The 17,319-nt window shown below is 48.1% G+C and carries 24 protein-coding genes; 1 reads left to right on the top strand and 23 read right to left on the bottom strand.

Annotated features, from left to right (window positions below; all coding sequences use genetic code 11):
* Positions 1-82 precede the first annotated feature (82 nt).
* The 13 genes from HMPREF2661_RS03545 to HMPREF2661_RS11765 form a co-directional block, all read right to left on the bottom strand.
* Positions 83-1,294, bottom strand: coding sequence for a PspA/IM30 family protein (locus HMPREF2661_RS03545; protein WP_070822361.1), 1,212 nt, complete (start codon positions 1,292-1,294; stop codon positions 83-85).
* Position 1,295: 1 nt separating this feature from the next.
* On the bottom strand, positions 1,296-1,763 hold the full coding sequence (locus HMPREF2661_RS03540) for a hypothetical protein (RefSeq protein ID WP_070822359.1): 468 nt from the start codon (positions 1,761-1,763) through the stop codon (positions 1,296-1,298).
* Positions 1,764-1,765: 2 nt separating this feature from the next.
* Positions 1,766-2,389 carry a hypothetical protein gene (locus HMPREF2661_RS03535; RefSeq protein WP_070822357.1) on the bottom strand — a complete coding sequence of 208 codons (624 nt, stop codon included), beginning with the start codon at positions 2,387-2,389 and terminating at the stop codon, positions 1,766-1,768.
* Complete coding sequence (locus HMPREF2661_RS11400; protein WP_234398621.1) at positions 2,386-4,800, bottom strand: tail fiber domain-containing protein; 2,415 nt, start codon at positions 4,798-4,800, stop codon at positions 2,386-2,388. The genes HMPREF2661_RS03535 and HMPREF2661_RS11400 overlap by 4 nt, the downstream gene beginning before the upstream one ends.
* Positions 4,801-4,802: 2 nt before the next feature.
* On the bottom strand, positions 4,803-5,381 hold the full coding sequence (locus HMPREF2661_RS03520; RefSeq protein WP_070822355.1) for a phage tail protein: 579 nt from the start codon (positions 5,379-5,381) through the stop codon (positions 4,803-4,805).
* Positions 5,374-6,540, bottom strand: a complete 1,167-nt coding sequence (locus HMPREF2661_RS03515; protein WP_049322401.1) for a baseplate assembly protein — start codon at positions 6,538-6,540, stop codon at positions 5,374-5,376. The genes HMPREF2661_RS03520 and HMPREF2661_RS03515 overlap by 8 nt, the downstream gene beginning before the upstream one ends.
* Positions 6,531-6,908: a GPW/gp25 family protein gene (locus HMPREF2661_RS03510; protein ID WP_070822354.1), complete on the bottom strand. Its 378-nt coding sequence runs from the start codon at positions 6,906-6,908 to the stop codon at positions 6,531-6,533. Before HMPREF2661_RS03510 ends, HMPREF2661_RS03515 begins: the two co-directional genes overlap by 10 nt.
* Positions 6,909-6,986: 78 nt before the next feature.
* Entirely contained in the window at positions 6,987-7,595 is a 609-nt protein-coding gene (locus HMPREF2661_RS03505) for a phage baseplate assembly protein V (RefSeq protein WP_070822353.1), read from the bottom strand.
* Positions 7,579-8,673: a phage late control D family protein gene (locus HMPREF2661_RS03500; protein ID WP_070822436.1), complete on the bottom strand. Its 1,095-nt coding sequence runs from the start codon at positions 8,671-8,673 to the stop codon at positions 7,579-7,581. Before HMPREF2661_RS03500 ends, HMPREF2661_RS03505 begins: the two co-directional genes overlap by 17 nt.
* A gap of 27 nt (positions 8,674-8,700) precedes the next feature.
* Positions 8,701-8,919, bottom strand: coding sequence for a tail protein X (locus HMPREF2661_RS03495; protein ID WP_049322398.1), 219 nt, complete (start codon positions 8,917-8,919; stop codon positions 8,701-8,703).
* Positions 8,916-9,812 carry a phage tail protein gene (locus HMPREF2661_RS03490; protein ID WP_070822352.1) on the bottom strand — a complete coding sequence of 299 codons (897 nt, stop codon included), beginning with the start codon at positions 9,810-9,812 and terminating at the stop codon, positions 8,916-8,918. Before HMPREF2661_RS03490 ends, HMPREF2661_RS03495 begins: the two co-directional genes overlap by 4 nt.
* Positions 9,812-11,779 carry a phage tail tape measure protein gene (locus tag HMPREF2661_RS03485; RefSeq protein ID WP_283140441.1) on the bottom strand — a complete coding sequence of 656 codons (1,968 nt, stop codon included), beginning with the start codon at positions 11,777-11,779 and terminating at the stop codon, positions 9,812-9,814. Before HMPREF2661_RS03485 ends, HMPREF2661_RS03490 begins: the two co-directional genes overlap by 1 nt.
* Before the next feature lie 93 nt (positions 11,780-11,872).
* Positions 11,873-12,082 (bottom strand): hypothetical protein, encoded by a 210-nt coding sequence (locus HMPREF2661_RS11765; protein ID WP_283140440.1) that lies wholly within the window; start codon positions 12,080-12,082, stop codon positions 11,873-11,875.
* A 37-nt stretch (positions 12,083-12,119) separates the two neighbouring features.
* On the opposite strand from HMPREF2661_RS11765, the gene HMPREF2661_RS03480 reads away from it, so the two are divergent.
* The gene (locus tag HMPREF2661_RS03480; protein WP_049322395.1) at positions 12,120-12,326 is read left to right on the top strand and encodes a hypothetical protein; all 207 of its coding nucleotides are present in this window, start codon (positions 12,120-12,122) and stop codon (positions 12,324-12,326) included.
* On the opposite strand, the gene HMPREF2661_RS11760 is transcribed toward HMPREF2661_RS03480, so the two are convergent.
* The 10 genes from HMPREF2661_RS11760 to HMPREF2661_RS11755 all read right to left on the bottom strand — a co-directional run.
* On the bottom strand, positions 12,323-12,463 hold the full coding sequence (locus HMPREF2661_RS11760) for a GpE family phage tail protein (protein WP_234398622.1): 141 nt from the start codon (positions 12,461-12,463) through the stop codon (positions 12,323-12,325). The two genes, HMPREF2661_RS03480 and HMPREF2661_RS11760, sit on opposite strands and share 4 nt — an antisense overlap.
* Before the next feature lie 22 nt (positions 12,464-12,485).
* Positions 12,486-12,782, bottom strand: a complete 297-nt coding sequence (locus HMPREF2661_RS03470) for a phage tail assembly protein (protein ID WP_049322394.1) — start codon at positions 12,780-12,782, stop codon at positions 12,486-12,488.
* A gap of 102 nt (positions 12,783-12,884) precedes the next feature.
* Positions 12,885-13,400, bottom strand: coding sequence for a phage major tail tube protein (locus HMPREF2661_RS03465; protein WP_063068503.1), 516 nt, complete (start codon positions 13,398-13,400; stop codon positions 12,885-12,887).
* A gap of 11 nt (positions 13,401-13,411) precedes the next feature.
* Entirely contained in the window at positions 13,412-14,806 is a 1,395-nt protein-coding gene (locus HMPREF2661_RS03460; protein ID WP_070822351.1) for a phage tail sheath family protein, read from the bottom strand.
* Positions 14,806-15,309: a Gp37 family protein gene (locus tag HMPREF2661_RS03455; protein ID WP_070646946.1), complete on the bottom strand. Its 504-nt coding sequence runs from the start codon at positions 15,307-15,309 to the stop codon at positions 14,806-14,808. Before HMPREF2661_RS03455 ends, HMPREF2661_RS03460 begins: the two co-directional genes overlap by 1 nt.
* A gap of 2 nt (positions 15,310-15,311) precedes the next feature.
* Positions 15,312-15,740, bottom strand: coding sequence for a gp436 family protein (locus HMPREF2661_RS03450; protein ID WP_070822350.1), 429 nt, complete (start codon positions 15,738-15,740; stop codon positions 15,312-15,314).
* Positions 15,740-16,006 carry a hypothetical protein gene (locus HMPREF2661_RS03445; protein ID WP_063068501.1) on the bottom strand — a complete coding sequence of 89 codons (267 nt, stop codon included), beginning with the start codon at positions 16,004-16,006 and terminating at the stop codon, positions 15,740-15,742. Before HMPREF2661_RS03445 ends, HMPREF2661_RS03450 begins: the two co-directional genes overlap by 1 nt.
* 2 nt (positions 16,007-16,008) lie before the next feature.
* On the bottom strand, positions 16,009-16,341 hold the full coding sequence (locus HMPREF2661_RS03440; protein WP_063068500.1) for a capsid cement protein: 333 nt from the start codon (positions 16,339-16,341) through the stop codon (positions 16,009-16,011).
* Positions 16,342-16,608 (bottom strand): Gp49 family protein, encoded by a 267-nt coding sequence (locus HMPREF2661_RS03435; protein ID WP_070822349.1) that lies wholly within the window; start codon positions 16,606-16,608, stop codon positions 16,342-16,344.
* Positions 16,609-16,653: 45 nt separating this feature from the next.
* Positions 16,654-17,319, bottom strand: a 666-nt coding sequence (locus HMPREF2661_RS11755; RefSeq protein ID WP_283140439.1) for a major capsid protein, incomplete at its 5' end; no start/stop codon positions are given.

The following is a 17,319-nucleotide window of genomic DNA, read 5'->3' as shown; positions in this document are numbered from 1 at the left end:
TAAAAAAGGCTAACGCAGGTCTGGACTGCTGAGGCTGGCGCGGAGAACGGTGGGAGGACACCGCCGCGCAGCCGTTTCTCTTTTAACTGGTTGAATCGCTCCATTCTTCTACATATAAGAAGACAGAGTAATCAACGTCAATCTTAGGCTTGTCATAATTAGTGCGAATCCTGACGCTACGGTCAGTTTTTGCCCCAAAGTTATGATTGAGGAACAAGACGACCATCGTTTTATGTTCAAGAGCCAGATATACCTTTGGATCATTGTAAGTATTCTTGAACTTAGCCTCCAACCATGTATATCCGCCATCTGCCCATAAATCTTGGGTCAAATGAATCTTTTCACATTTACGTAAACCGAGAAGTCTTCTGAGTTCTGCAATTTCAGCAGTAATACTGCTCTGTGTTTCCGATAATGTCTGTAGGTCTTCGATTTTCTTTTGTAACGCAGCCAACTCCTCACTTTCTTCTGCTGCGGAGGCGGACTGCTTTGCAACTTCCAAGTCGGCCATTACTTTAGAAATTTTCAGATGTAGGGCTTCAATCTCATCACTGCCCTTGGCTGAATCAAACTGGATACGCAAGATCTCCAATTGACTCTTCAAAGCAGAAACTGTTGCATCAGACTCAACCAGTTTATTCAATGCCTTATCCAGCTCAGCCTTTTGTTTCGCCAGTTCCACCGCCTGTTCAGAAATATTCGCACTGCTACTTTCCAATAACTTCAGACGGCCTTCTAATGAACCAGCAGACTTAATTGCCGCTTGAGCAACGGCCAATTGTTCAGACAATGCTGCGATTTCAGAGCTCTCATCGGCCTCCTTAACGGCTACCTCAAGCTGCTGAATCTTGGCCAATAAACCGTCAATAACCGCAGAATCAGTTGTGCTACCAGCTGACGGCAACACAATAATTGCCTGACCGCTGACATCAACATTAACTGTCTCTGCGGCCGGCTCATCATCCGACAAATCAACAACAACATTCGTTACACTCGGTTTAACTTGAATCTCGCCTTGCAGATAGGTTTTAACCACATTTCCGCAAACCGCACGTAAGTCATAAGATGCACGAAGCCAGGTTAAACTACGGGTTAAGGCGGCCGGAAATAGTAATACAACCAAATTGTCCGCAACCTTGATTTCAGGACGAACTACCGAACCATCCCCGGCCACGATATCCATTTGAAAATGCGTTTGAGACAAATCCAACGGAGTTGATTCAGCGGTCAATCTCACCTTAAACAAGTGCGTGTCGCCGCGATAAAGAGTGAAGTTTTTTGTTTTCGGCTGCATTTCAGACGGCCTTTCTCAAGTCAACCGGCGAACATAATGATGGCTCGGCCACTCCCATTACTTCCCCGCACCATTCCGAACAGAACCATTTATCTGCCGACTGCCTCAAAAAACGACGGAAAAACGATGTCACGCATAACACACCCAATAAATCATAGCGTTTCCCCTTAGTGTTTCTCCACAAAGAAAACAGACGTTCCATGACGATTTGTTGATTATCCAGCGCAATCAAATCCCACTTTTCGGCAGGAAGCTGCATACGTTTGCAGCGCACACCACCATCACGAAAAGATGATGAATAGCAATCAAAGAGGCCGTCTGAAAACGCTACCGGCACCGCAATTTCACAGTGAGAATATTGACCGCCGGTAACTTTGCGTATTACCCATTCGATGATACGGAAAGCCAAGTCCTTGGGCGTTTTTATCGTCTTGCGGCCTTTATATAAAGACAAATAGACTTTTGCCATTTTCAGACAGCCTCCGGCAAGGAGAATGCAATCTCGATTTTGTCTAAATCAGATTGTTTTTTAGCAGCCTCAATCTTGCTTTGCAGTGCTTGGCGCTGGCCTGCCACATGGGCGGCAAGTTGCTCATAGGCCAGCGTTTTACGTAAAGCAGCAGACTTAAGCACATCAGCGGGAATACCGCGAGCTGTGGCAATACCGTCAAGCACCGGAGTTGGCGCGTTTTTATTTAGCTGCCAAGCTTTTGCTTCGGAAGCCTGAATTGACCAACTTGCAAACTCAAATTCAGGTACGCTGTCGATACCGGCGTGCTTGTTAATAAAAGCCTGAGCGGCAGCATTTAATGCAACGAGTTTTCCGGATTTTACGCCGTCAATATTTGCCGATTCAGGCGGGGTCAGGCTGACGCCGTCTGGCAGGCTGCCAATTTGTTGCCAGATTTGCTCACCATCTTTGGTAAATACCAAGACGCCACGATAATCGGGAATAATCTCCCATTTTTCTCCCGTCCATCTTGCTGCTTGAAATTCTTTCAACGTCGGTAATTCGGCTTCGATACTTTGGCGACCGTCATCAAAATATTGCTCTTCGACAAACAGGCCGTCTGAATCAATTACACATCTTGTCATTTTTTCAATTCCTTGATTTCGGTTTCTAATGTTTCAATTCTTGCGGCCATTTCTTGAATGGCTTTAGTCAAAACTGGAATGAACGTTTCGTATTCAATTGTGTATGTATCGTTCTTTTCATTTACCATTGGCAGGCGGCCATATTCATCTTCCAGCGCGGCAATGTCCTGGGCGATAAACCAATGCTGCAAACGGTCTTCTTTATGGCGGCCGTCTTTTGTTGGGTTCTTCCACCATTCACTCACTTTGGCTGCGCGTTCTTCTTCTGGGAAATCGGCAAACAATTCGTCAACATAAGCATCGCGGCGGTCGTAGTAGCCTGTGACCGGCTTTAATTTCATGACAAATTTCAGGCCGTTTTCCAGCGGTTTGACGTCGGCTTTATCGCGGCCGTCTGAGCGGATGTTCACGGCTGTTGGCGCGTATAAAGTTTGCCCCGTCGTGCCAATTTGGATTTCGTTGTCACCGTTTAGTCGCGCGCCATAGCCGATGGCGATGGAGTTTGTGATTTTGCCTTTTAAAATATCGCCTTGGACATTTCGATACCCGGCACTATCACCAATAACAACGCATTGCTCACTGCTTGCCGTAGGGATTGTCCAATACCCAATAGCGGTGGTTGAAATATGGGTGCCTGTTCGCAATGATGACGCCCCGATTGCGGTCGTTTTTTGATAATTCTCTCCCGTCAATGCAGCGTCGGCGCCGATGATTGTTGAATATCCTGCAGTCAAAGCCTTATTCATCGTGTTTGAGCCGATGATGGTCAACTCTTCGTTTTTAGTAGCAGCTGAATTTGCAGAATAGACGTATTTCAGCTCAGCTGCGCCGGTGGCGGTCAGCTCTTTAGAGCTTTGAATGGTGAATGTATTGCCGTTCACCGATACAACCTGAGCCGGTACGACGTCGTTTTGTAAGGTTTGCGCCGTGCCTGATGTAAGGCGTATGCCAACCCAATAAGTCGCTTGCGCATCGCGAATGTTGGGAAATGTAAGCGTAATACTTTTTCCAGATTGAGCGTAGGTACCTACTTCGGTTCCCGTCCAGACAACATCTCCGCCATTTGGAGCGCGGTTTCTTTCCAGGTTCTCCATTGCCGCCGCGCCGATTACGGTAACTTTTTCGGCCATTTTTGTATTTCGCGCCGCGCTCCCGCCAATGGCAGTTTGAGCTGAGCGGCCTTGATATGATTGCAGTACGGCTTCGCCGATTGCGATTGTTTTTGAGGTTTGGGATGGCCAGAAAACTTCGATGTCGCCCGATAATCCGACTGGAGCAGTACCAGCCATCGCACCTGCGCCAAGTGCAATATTTGATGATCCTACGCCTAATCCTTGCCCGGCATTTCGCCCAATCGCGACATTTGAAAAGCCACTTGTGATTGCACGGCCAGCATTACCACCAATGCCGATGTTGCGGGTACCAGCCATTTTTGACTGGTCATACCATTCTGTTTCAGCTTGTACGTTGATTAAGCTGTCAGGCCCAATAGCAATATTGTCCCTGCTTACTTTCGAAAAGCCCTGCGCACGGTCGCCAATAGCGATTGAGGAAACGCATTTTTCCATCCGCTCCATTGCGCCTTCGCCAATAACGATTAAACCTGCACCAGTCCATTCATTCGATTTGAGGTTGGCCGCTGCACCAGAACCAGTAATGAAACGGCCAATGCCCGTGCGGGGTGTCTGATATTGCACATCAACAATTTTTCCGTTGATGTTAAATTTTCCGTTTGTATATTTATTGCCATGCGGATAGTTATTGCCAACATCAATAGTCAATCCTAAACAATCCATCACCACATTTAAACCAGCAGTATCAGCAGCGTTAAATGCGGCAACTTCATTGTTGCGGTTGGAGTCATATCCAAAATCACGTAAACTTAAGGCACCAAAATGCAGACGGTGCCAACGCATACCGTTGGAGGCAACGATAATGGTACCGCCATTGTCGACACTGGTTTTGTCATTTGGGGCTGCGACAAACAGCCCACCACCAATACCAGGGGTAGACGCGTAATAACCACTCACATTGACATATAAACTGTTACTTTCGTAGTTTCTTAATTCATTTACATCTTTGACTGATGCACTTTGGGAAGCGAGGTAATCCACAACAGCTTGAGGAGTGACTGCATAACCACCATCATCCTTATGTCTCACGATGTCAGAAGTTAGTTTAGTAACCCCCGCTTTGAGCTCTGTAGCTGATTCAACGGATTTTTTATATTTATTAAATTCATCTTCTTGATTTTCATACTTCTTCTTCAACCACTGTGTTCGCGCTCCCAACTGCTTGGCCTGGCGATTCGCTACACCATCTGCCCCTCCCATAACTGGGTCGGTCATTTCGATTTGATATAAATCGTCCACCCATTCTGGGGTGACTTTATTTTCTTGTATTGTTGCCATCTTTAAGCTGCTCCGAAATTGTAATCGCCGTCAAAATTGACTTTGCCGTTGTAATAAAGCGGCGTGTCCTGATAGTCCAAACGCACCAACACGCAGCGTGCTGGTGCAAAGGCCGGAAGTGTTTCCCGCAACAGACGGGCTTCTGTATTGGTAATAGGTCGACTGAAAGTAATTGAGTAATGCGCCCACAAACGGTGGTCGCCATACATATAAATGCCTTTGTGATTAATACTGCCGTCGTAGATTTGGCCACCAAGCCCTTCAATCAGACCGATTTCGCCGAAACCCAAACGGCGGCAAATTTCACGTACTGCCCAAGGTGTACCTTTGCGGCGGTGCAAAAATACGGCATCTTTAATGAGCTTGCGACGGGTTTTATTGTCTTTGGCCAACCAATAACCGTCTGAGCCAACCATGCTTCGGCTCTCGGCCAATAGCTCAAGGTGTTTATCATCTACTTGCTCAAGCAAACGTGGAATGAGCTTAGTGAGTGTGAGTCGTCTGTAACCATTACTGAGATTAGCCAAACGCGTAAATCGTGGGTCTTGGTCCATAATTAAGGCATATTTGAGCTTAGCCATCCTGCTGCTCCATATCGACGGACAGCCCAAATGACACGCACCGCGCCCATTGATTAGGTGCAATCAAAATGACATCGCTGTCGCGCAATTCGCCATACTGATTGGACAAAATGACGTTGTACACGCCGCTTACCTTCAAGGCCGTCTGAATATCCAAAGGCACAACATCTTTGCCGAGCTTGGAATAGCGGGCGGTTTCATAGTCTGACCAAGCCGCGCTGGCAGCAGCTAAGACCGATTTCGAATCAGCTCCTTTGAACAGCACCAAGCGGGCATCAATTTTGTATTCCACCACTTCTGGCGCACGCACGATCACAGTGTCACAGAGTGGACGTACCGTCTCATCGCTCAATGCCGCTGATACCTTGTCAATCAATTCTTGGCCGGGCAGTCCGTCAGTCGTCAGCAACGTAACGGCTACTGTGCCGCCAATCGCGTTTCCGGAAGAATCAACATCGTTGCCGACGTGGACACCAACAATCGCTTGTGAAACCCTGCGCGCGTAATACTCGTAAGCCTTTCTCGGTCCTCCGACTGAAAATGCTTCAAAGGCAAGCAAAATACGCTCTCGGTAGGAGTCGTCACTCTCAATAACAACTCCGCCGGACGATACAGTAATATTGCTGACCTCAACATCAATCTCATCATGCAGTGGCTTGACCAAAGTATTGATTTGACCGATTGTCCAGCCATTTCCGGCTGTTCCGGTTATTGTGCATTGCGCCGGTAAATCGACCGTATTACGGCTGGATGACAAAGTTGCCGATGTGGTCGTTTTAAAAGTCAGTTCACCTACGCTGACTTGAGTACCAACCGGTATAAAAACCTGTTCTGCAGACAAGTTGGCATCACACGAAAATCGCAATGTTGTCAGAGCAGGTTGTGCCTCCAATCGTGGCGTGGCCACATCGTCGCCACATAAATCCAACATCAAACCGGTCGCAAAGCGCACGTGCTGTTGGCGGTAGGCTTCATTCACCTGCTGACGAGTCAATGCTTCACGGTAGGCGTACACATTAATCAGCAAACGTTCGATATGAGCCGGTTGCAAGGTTTTGCCACTGTCGCGCTCATATCTAGCAATGGTATCGGCCAAAATCGTCTGCAAATCATCATCTACGACCTTGACGTCTTCACGCTTTAAATTGCTTAAATCCACGTTGCATTCTCCAAATTCACAGCCGTGCTATAGACCTCGCCCGATACATCATCAGCCACACGCCAGCGGACGGTCATGGTGATGTGTGGGGCGTGGCCGCTAAAGGTTACGTCTTCGACGCCGGCGCGTTTTTCCCATGTCTGAATAGCCAATACGACTTCACGTACGATATTTGGCACAAACACGTCTTCCGGCGTGTCGATGTAATCGAAATGGTTGCTGCCAAAGTCCGGACGAGTTACATCCGAGCCTTTTCTCGTAGACAAAATGTTATGAATACACAGATCAATATCGTCCACGCCCTGAGCCAAGCCGCTGTCGCCGGGGGCGAGCTGCCAGTGTTTGGAAATCGGCGTGTCGAATTGCATAAGAAATCCCTGTATCCGTAATGAATACAGGGATTTTATGAAAGGCCGTCGAAAACTGATTTTAAAACGGATTAAAGACTATTCAGGTAAACCAGTTTTACCACCAGAGTCCCCGGGATGTTTATGTTGGGACAAAGGAATCCCATTGAGGATAATCTCACCATTCACTACCATAGTACCCTCAATATTTGCAGCATCACCACCACCTGAATTAACTGCTGACAGACCAGCTGTATAAGCCAACAATCCATTGACTGTCGTATTTCCGCTAACCATCGTTTCTGGAGTTTCGATAGACACTTTGGCTCCAGCTTTAATTTTAACCACTCCGTCAGTCTGAACAGAAACATCCCCGCTGGCACGGTCATGCTCAATCACAGTGCCATTTTTAAATCGGCGTATCCATTTGTCTTTACTGCTTGCAGGAGGCTTGTCGGCCGTGCTGTAAATTGCGCCAATCACACAGCCGTTTTCGCCGCGAGCGTCCAGCAAGCAGACAACTTGCTCACCTTCGTCGGGCAAGCTGTAAAACTGATTACCGCCGGCGGCTGGTGTGCTCATCGGTAGCCAGTCGGTTTCCATATCTTCCAATGCAGGAATTTTAACACGCAGATTATGACCGGCTTCATCTACCGCCGATACCATGCCAAATTGTAGAGTCGCCGTAAAATCATGCGTTTGAGACATCTACTTTCTCCTCGTCTTCAATATACTCAATCATCTTAACCTCCAGTTCGGTCGTATAGCCGCTACTGCTGCGATATTCATGCCGTGCTTGTTTAACCAAATACTTACCGGAAAACTTACCCATGTTTTTCAGCCTAACGGTTTGCCCTGCAACCAGCAGCGCGTTGCCGAACAAGGTGATGTTTCCGGCACATTGATCGTCTTGTGCGTCAGCCAGTTTGGCATCGGCACGAGCATTAAGCTGCGCTTGGCTCTCTCCTTTATTCGGCACTATTTTCAAGGTGTCACCAGTGTGGCCACGTTTAGATTTTGGGCGTAAAGGTTTTGTTTTCCGCTTAGCAGACACCGTTTTTTTGGTTTTCGGGTCATAACCGCGCATCTCAACCTGGGTTGGCACGCCTTTAATCAAGTCACGTAGACGAATTCTCATCATATCTTCCGGACTCAACACCACCACGGCTTCACGCTCTTTCAGGGCAGCATTATCGGCAAACACCAGCTTATCCCCGACAATTTTGAAGGTGTGGCCATACTCTTTGGCCAACCGGCTTAAAAACTCAACGTCGCGTTCCTGATACTGAGTTACGCGTTTTATTTTGATGTCTTTAACTTGCCCGGTAAGCTGCAATTTCAAACGGCCTGCCACTTGACGAACAATCTCTGCAAGCGTGGTATTTTCATACGCACGACCTTTTAAGGTACGGCTTGCTTTACTGATACCTGCAGACAAAGCCTTCATGCTTACCGTTGACGGAGGATGGTTATACTCAATTTCAGCGATTTCAAAGCTGCCCAATGCCACCAAACCGGTAAATTGGTCGCCCAAACTCAACGAAAGTGCATCGCCTTGCTCAGGATACCAGCCACGCAACCAGCGGCCGTCGGTATCTTCAAATTCTACCTGCAGTTCATCAGATTGCCCCTCAAGATAATCTGTATAAACGAAGGAAATCAGATACGGTGCAATGTCGCCGGTGATGTCTTTGTTTTCGTAGCTCAGTGTGAAATCCGGCTTGGTTACCGGGTGTGTACCGCCTGAACCGCCTTGCACGGCCAAGCCGGACAATAAAGACGAAATATTCATGGTCTTCCTTTTCAGACGGCCTTAACGCAGCCAAGGCGGTAAATCGGCCTGATTGTTTTTAGGTTTGCTTTCCAATACTGGAACAAATACTGTCAAACCACTGACAAACTCTTCAGCCAACGGCAAATGCGGATTTGCCGCAATAAGGCCGTCAATCAGTAGCGCATTGCCGTAGTGCTTATGGGCAATCAAATCCCAGCGGTCACCGTCTTTAGTTATATAACGTAAAACTGCACTCATGAATCACTCCGTGTTGCAAGCCATCCAGTCAAAGTTTCAACTGCTGACGCCCCATTCGCCATCGCCTCTGTTGCCGTCATAATGGATGACCCGGCGGCATCCAACCAACTTCCGACTGAACCGCTCTCATAACCCGATCTTAGGCTTGCAACCGTATTACCAAGTGCATTTCCAGCCATACCGAGCTGCTCTGCCAGTTTTGTTGCGCTCGTCAAGTCACCAACAACAGCCGTCACTTCTCCAATGCCGTTCAAGTTTTGTAGAACCGGCGCAGCAACACCAAGTGCATCACCGACCAAGTGCAAAAGTCCGGCAGGATCATTTTTTAGCTCTTTCGCCGCTGTAATAATGCCTTGCACTTGTTCAATGCCACTTTCTGCAGCCCTATAAATTTTTACTCCTGTCTCAACCGCTTTGATTACCTCAGACGCCTGTGCCTGAACCGACTCGGGCAGCAGGGACAGTAATGGATTTTGTTTGCCGCTGATAATCGCTGGTGTTGGCAGCGGATTATTTGGGTCGCCGACAAACTCGGTCAGCTCCACATCCAGCTCACGCGCGGCGGTACGGCCTTTGCTATCCTGAATCAATGTGCGCTCGGTCAGGCTTTCAATTACAAACCAACCGACAAATCGCCCTGAACCATAAACCAACGACACTGCCTGCTGCGCCTCCAGAGCAGCCAGTAAGCCCTTGTAGGCCGTGTCGGGATTACCCAACATCCAATGCAGCTTTAACCCAAATCTCAGCGTGGTCAGCTCATTTTCCATCGCCTGCAGGCGTGGTCTTCCCTTAAGCACTTCATGCTTGGCAAACTTGGCCGAGTGCTGCGCTTCCAGGCTGGAAAAACTTTGCAAGGTTTCAAACCGTACATCGCCCAACATTGCATACATCAGAAAGCCCTCCGTTCACGGTCGGCCATCATACGTTGAAACAGCATTTCAAATTCGCGCAAACCCATTTGCAAGGCCGTTTGAATTTGTGCAGGGTTACCACCTGGCGCGTTGATGGTCGGATTAAAATGGATGGTCACCCCGCCAGGGGCGGACGCAGCTTGCCTCGCCTGCTCGAAATCTGCACGATGGCCGGATACACGCGCAGCAACATCAGCACGTAACTGACCGACACGGTTCGTAAAACTGTCTTTCAGACGGCCTGCCCATGTGCCGATAGTACCGATTGGCCGACTGGCCGTGCGACGGATACCGATGTCCAAAACTTGAGTGATAAAGCCACCAAAACGGCGGAATTCACGACTTGGAGAATGGATATCCATTACCGCCTGGAATTTTGCCTTAATCGAATTACCGATAGATGCAATTGTGTTATATACAGCTGCCGCCGCCGATTTAATGCCGTTAATTAATCCTTGAATCAACATGCGGCCGAAACCAGTGAATGTCGATGGTAGCGTTACCCCAAACCAGCTCAACACTCCGGAAAAGACACGATAGAACAATCCCATTGGAGAAAAGTTGAGAATCGTGGCAGCAATATTGCCAATACCGCTATTAAAAAATGCAGTAATTTGAGCCCATAAACCGCTGAAAAAGGTTACCAAGCTTTGCCATAATGCCTTTGCGCCACCAACGACAGCAGACCAATTGTCATAAAGCAAATATGCAGCAACAGCTAACAAACCTATAGCGATACCAATAGGATTGGCCATCAAGAACATACCTAAACGCATGAACAGGCCGGTAATCTGTAAAATCCCCGTGCGGAAGATATTGACGATAAACATACCGCCAAGGAGCGTGGTTTTAAATAAGGCCAAACCACCTATAAAACCAATCAGTGTACGGGTCAATGTAGGATTGGCAGCCGCCCAATCAGAAATACTATGAATAATAGGCGCGATAGATGACATTAAAGAATTAATCGCTGGTAGTAATGTCGAGCCAATAACAATCCCCAACTCTTTCAAGCTGTTTTTAAAGATTTCCCAATTGGCAGCTGTAGTCTCTGAGCGAGCAGCAAACTCTTTACTCATCGAACCTTCGAAACTCAACTTGCCATCTTTTCCTGTATCCTTTAAAGCTCTGATTGATTTCTCATAAAGATCTACATTACCAGCCAAGACTGCGATGTCATCCGCGTACTCCAATCCGAATAAATCAACCAATGCACCCATTTGTTGTTCTTTGGGAAGCTTATTCAACGTCTTCAAAAAATCCTGTAAAGCTTGTTCCCCATTTTCGGAAATCGCTTTTTTCAAATCTTTTGATTCCAGACCCATCATCTGCAATGTTGCTTGAAATTTTTTTCCTTGTTTGTCGGCAGTCATCAACTTGGTCAGCATTCCATTAATTGCCGTACCGGCAACCTCGGGAGACTTGCCCAAACTGATAAAAGTATTTGCTAAAGAGGCAGTCTGTAGCTCAGTCAATCCAAACTGCTTGGCCACACCACCGACGCGTCCTAATGCATTGACAATATCTGAAGCTTTTGCGGGGCTATTATTGGATAAATGGTTAATTGCATCGCCAAGCTTACCAATCTGCTCAATAGGAATCTTATAGACATTGGCCAGCTTAGCCATACTTTCACCGGCCTGATCTGCGGACATATCAAAAGCAACCGACATCTTGGCAATCGTTTCCGTAAAGCCAATAATATCGTTCCGAGCTATACCAAGTTGACCGCCCGAAGCAGCAATAGCGGCCAATTCTTCTGCCGCCATTGGAATTTTGCGGGTTAGGGCAAGAATATCATTGCCCATTTGCTTGAATTGCTGTGGTGTATCAAAGTCCACGACTTTTTTCACATCAGCCATTGAAGATTCAAAGTCCATGGCCAATTTGACCGGGACAACAGCCGTCGCACCAATTGATACAACTGACATTACCTGTTCGCGCATTTTTCCACGCTGTTCTTTCAGATGACCAAGTTTTGTATCAATATTGGAAAGTTTGAGTTGTTTTTTACGAACTTTATCGATAGCTGTGCCAAGTTAGGTATATTCACGCCGTAATTCATTTACGCGTTGCCGTGACATCCGCAGCGGATTTTGCAAAGTCTGACCAATCAAACGTTGCCGTGCAGACAAGCGTTGTTGTTCGTCATTCAGACTTTTGATTGAACCTTTAAGATTTTTCAGACCTGAAATCGCTGCACCGGCAGCAAAACCGACCTTTACACCGATTGCCAAATCTGCGGACATGATTTATTATCCTAAGTAGATATTGAGGGATTTAAAAATGAATAAATTTTTTGATTTTGCTATCGATTTCCCAGCTGAAAAACTGGTTTCAGCAGCAATCCTTCTAGGATTCATAATCGGTAGCATTAAAGGAAATTGGGCGATGGGGATTGCTTACGGCATTTTCGCTCCGCTCACTTTAATCCCAGTAATATTACTCATCGCCTTTTTGGGTATTCTCTATAAATTTTTTACCCGAAACTAAATTAAAGACTTCCTGTAGCCCGCCTTGATTTGGCGGGCTGCTTCTTTTTGCCAGTCTTCAAACTCATCAAGCGGCATGGCATACACCTCTTGTACGCTCCAGCCAAACCACCAAGCCAAATCAGCAACAGCATTCAAAAGCTGCTCATCAGCTTCTTCATTACTCAGCAGCGGCTTCGTCTTCTTGCGAGCGACGAAACCAGTCTTGCACCTGTTTGTAGTCATACAAATCCAGCTCGTCCAAATCTTCAGGTACCAAACCTGTGATGCGCGCGAAAATCGTCAACTCCTGCTCGGCATCGCTGCTCAAGTGCGCCACAGCACGCAAATCACCCACACGCGGACGGCGCAGTTTCAGTTCGGTCAGGTTTTCGCCCGTCGCCAAACGTACAGGATATTTAAGCTTTACAGTTTTGGTTGCACCCAAGTTTTCTTGCAGTTTTTGTGCTTCAGTCATCATTTAATCCTTTTGAAAATCAATAAAAAATTGCTGTACCCAAGAAAGATACAGCAATTCTGCCAAAGGCCGTCTGAACCGGCTTTTAATGTGTTTTAATACTTATGCACCGATGTTTTTACGCATCTGTGCTAATACATCTACGCCGTCCACGCGCAGAATATTATTGAAGGAGTTGTAGTAGAAGAGCTCCCGACCATCAGCGACTTGGCGTACTTCATTTACATGGAAGGTGCTGGAAAACTCTGCCTTTTCTTTTGGTTTAAAGCCACCCAACGCATCTTTGCCGAATGTGCCGGTCATAGTAGTGACCATCGGCACTTCTTTCTGCAAACCTGCTGCGTCGAATGTTTGCAGGTTGGAACGAATCATCAGCTGCACCGCTTTAAACGGATTTTTACTACGCGCAGCCACTTCGGGATAGAAGCTGTTCCATTTAATTTCGGATTCCAATGCTTCCATGCCGCTAGGCAGCTTGATGGTGCCGAAAAGACCCAAGCCGGTGACTTCATCCATGGTGTACTCGACTTCGGGCGCGGTAATTTCAGAGGCCTTGCCCAACAGATTATTGCCGTCGATATAGACGTTGGCATTGTATATTGCATTTAATTGCGCCATGTTTCAGCTCCTTAATTGCCGCTGACCAAGTTGGCCAGATATTTTCGGGTCATGACCGAGGTATTGGTCAGACGTTCGGCCGGGATTTTCGGTGTGTAGGAATATACGATGGGGACTTGGCCTTTGCTGAATGCGTCGACTAAATCGTAGTCGTAGTCCAAGCTCAGAGAGAAGCCGACGATGGATGGCAACGTACTCATGTAGGTACGGACGGTTTCCAGCAGGCTGTCGAGCAAGGCTTCGTCAATCGGGCGGTCGACATATTGCAGCTCAGCGCGACGGATGGACTCATCAATCAAGTCGCCGGTACGTTGGGCTACCTCAAAGTTCTTGATGTGAGAAGTAGTTGGGAAACAGGCAAGACGGTTGCCCCACATACGATACCCAGTACCATAGCTATTGAAGACGGTAGTAATGCCTTTTTCATTGAGGCGGTTGGTTTCGGACTGCGGGTCGTCGGCGCGAGCAGTCAGACCGATTTCCACGCCGGTTACGCCCAAGAGTTCGCGGTTGGATTTGCTAAACCAATAACCCTGCTCAACGTCGGTCTTCATGCGCAGACCGGCAGCGTGGGTAGCCAGTGATTCCATACCCAACAGACCGATCACATGCGGGAAAAACAACTCGGCACGGTCGCTTGATGTCTGAAAATTAATCGTACCCAATGGTCCACGGCCTTCGAGAGCTTTGCTCAAGGTCGTGCCTTCAGGTGCGTTGATATAGGCAATTGCATTCAGGTTGTCGGCCACAGTAATCATTTTGGCGGCGACGGTAGCCGTTTTGTCGTAATTCGGCACAATAATGATTTTGGCATCTGCACCTTGGCGATTGTAGCCTTCTGAGAGCAGCTCCAAGCCCGTGCGCTTTCCGGTAGCTGCGACATATGCACCGATGATGTCGGCCTCTGTTACTTTGGTCGGGTCTACGTAGCTGTAACTGATTTTCGGGGCGGTCGGTTTGGTTTTATACACAATCTCGCCGGTTAGCGCATTGATCGTGTAGTGCTGGCCTTCGATCAGTGCGGCTGCGCCGTCAGTCAGGGCATAACCGGCCAGAAGTGCAGGTTTGGCGGTATAGGCCGTCAAGGTATTGCTGTCGACGGTCAATACTTCGCTCTGTACTTGGGTCTTATGGCGTGCGGGATCGCACACGTTAATCACATAAGCCACACCAGAAGCATAACGTGTCCAAATATTGGCCGCGTCAGGCAATGTAAAGCCTTTACCGGTCAGCTCACCGCCAAATTGTGCAAAGTCTTTCTTGGTTTGACACACAGTCAATTCGTTGACCGCACCGACTGGTGCAGTACCGACAATAGCCGTAATCGCACCGTCAACGGTATAGACAGGATTAGAACCACCGTCAATACGGATGGTCTCCGTACCATGATGATAGGCTGCTGCCATTATGAATTCTCCTTAGGTTTTAAATCAGGGTTTAATGCATTTCCATTCAAGCGGCCATGCACCTTAATGAGCAAGGGATTGGTATTGGGCTTACAAACTTCGACTTGTTGAGTTTCCGTCTGAACGGTCAGCTCATACTGCCATGCACCGGCATCTTCGTTTAAAAAACGCTCTTGCAATAAATGACACGGCAGACAGTTTGGAGGGCGGAAACCGACAATCGCCAACCGGGCTTCGTCTAAAATTGCTAGTGTGCCTTCATCGCCGTGCAGATTGCTGCCGATAACGGTTAACACCAGTGTCATGTCGCGCTGCTGGGCAATGTTGCCCAAATGTTCCAAATCAGTGAACTTACTGCCACCGTAGCCAACCAAAATCGCACCGGTCGGGTGGATAAACTGGTATTCAGACGGTCTTTCGGGGAACGCTTCCACGATGACCCATGGAATGGCCGTCTGCAAATGCTCAACTACCGCGTCAATAACAGGACGTGTCGCACTCACAATCAATACCCCATCATGTCAATACGCGAACCGCCACGCGTGTGATACGCACCTGGCTCCGGCTGCGCCTCTTTGTCCAAAGTATCAACGCCGATATGTATTTTTCCGTCGCGGATGGCTTCTAACGTTTTCAGAGTCGCGTTGTAGGCAGTCTCCAACGTTTTCGGAAACTCCGCCCGATTGATGCGGCGCGAGTGCAGGAAATGGCGGGCAATGTTGATACACAATGGCGGCAACACAGTCGGCACTGACTTGAGCGGCAGCGGGTAGCGTCCGCGCAAGTAGCCGTCAACCAAATCACAGGCATACCGAATCGCTTCATCGACCACATCCCAGTCAGGGTCAGTCGCGCGCGGCTCATCGTTGGTCAACTGCACCAATTCCGGCTTACTCATAGCCTTGAGCATATTCTCGGCGTTGATGTAGTACATTACGCGTCCGCCTTTGTTTTGCGTTGCGTTTTGGTTTTGGACTCAGGATCTTCAGTCGGATTAGATTCAGACGGCGTTTTCTCTTGAGCTTCTGCCTGTTGTGCATCCAGCTCTTCGCCTGTAGTTGCCGTCGGCGTCACATGAGCGGCCACTGATTCGTATTGTTCAGGTGTCAACTCAACTGCTTCACCTGCTTCCACACGGAATTGCTTACCGGCTTCGTCTTCAAGAATCAATGCAGTGTTTGCGATATAAACCTTAGCCATGATTAACCTTTCAACAATACACGAACAGTTTCACCTGCGGCGGTTGCAGCAGTCAGAGCCGTACCGGCAATTTTTGCCGCACCGGATACTGCACAGCCTTGTGCGTCCGCACCTACTTCGGCACCGATAGCCACTGCGCCACCTGATTCGACAACAGCAATACCGACCACATCGACTGCAGCAGTATCACCAGTTTCAACATCATATGGAGCAACACCCAAAACGGCCTCGCCGGCTTTAGCCTGTGCGCCTTTAAAATTAACAAAGCGGTTTTTCACAATCGCGCCTGTTGCGGTAATGGTAGTTACCAGTACCACTTGTTTGGTTTGAGCCATTTAAACCTCTACTTTCTGCATAACTGCATTTTCTTTCAAACGATAAGCTTCCAATTCCCACAGATGGCGAATAGCATCCTGGTATGCCAATTCACAGCCCATCTGTTCGTCAAAAATATCGTGGCTAAAACAAGCCGCCTTACCAATCACGACAAAACCTGATTTCAGGGTCAACGAGCAAACGATTGCAGTTGTCTCACCCACACGGTGATAATCAGCCTGAGCAATCTTGTTTTCGATTTCTTGAGGTGTAATCTTTAAGCTCATATTTTTTCTCCCTAGCCGTCTAGGCACTCCAGACGGCCTTGTCAATTAATCTACTGCGTTTTCAAACAAGAAACCGCACGCACTACCCACCACAGCCGCTTTGCGGATATCGGTATAACGGGCGTATTCGACTTTGCCGCCAACTTCTTCATAACGGTCGACCACAGGCATGCCACGGCGGCGGAAGGTATAACCGAATGCAGGTTCGCCTTCGTCATTGCCGTCTGAAACCAAATCGGGTCGAACAATCAGGCTGGCAAATTTACCCCAAACATCCTTGGTGGGTTTGCCGGTTGCAACAGATGAAACAGCCTGACCGACAATGATGTCATCCAGTTCCAGCAGGTTTTTCAACTGCTCGACAGTCAACAGAGATTTACGGTCATTGGCGGACAGGGAGGCGAGGAGAGCCTTATTGCGCTTGAGTTGAGACAATACGCTGGCACCTACTACCAATACGCCGGGGCGCACACCGCAAGCTGCACGGACGGTTTCACGTGCACTTTCAATATCGGCCAGCGGGTCTGAATTATCGGCACTCCACTTTTTCGTGGCCGCCAAATCTTTAGTGTGGCCACTCTGATAAGCAGATTTCGCCTGCAGCAAAGCAGCCGTTTCGATTTCTTGGCGCAGTTGCACACCCTTGGTAGCGCGACGGGTAGCTTTGGCTTGCTCGTTAAACAGCGATTCCGCTTGCTCACGGTAATCCAC

The organism is Neisseria sp. HMSC061B04 (assembly GCF_001836705.1).
Classification (GTDB): domain Bacteria; phylum Pseudomonadota; class Gammaproteobacteria; order Burkholderiales; family Neisseriaceae; genus Neisseria.
The sequence above is the reverse complement of the archived record's forward strand: the minus strand, read 5'-3'. Positions and strand labels throughout refer to the sequence as shown.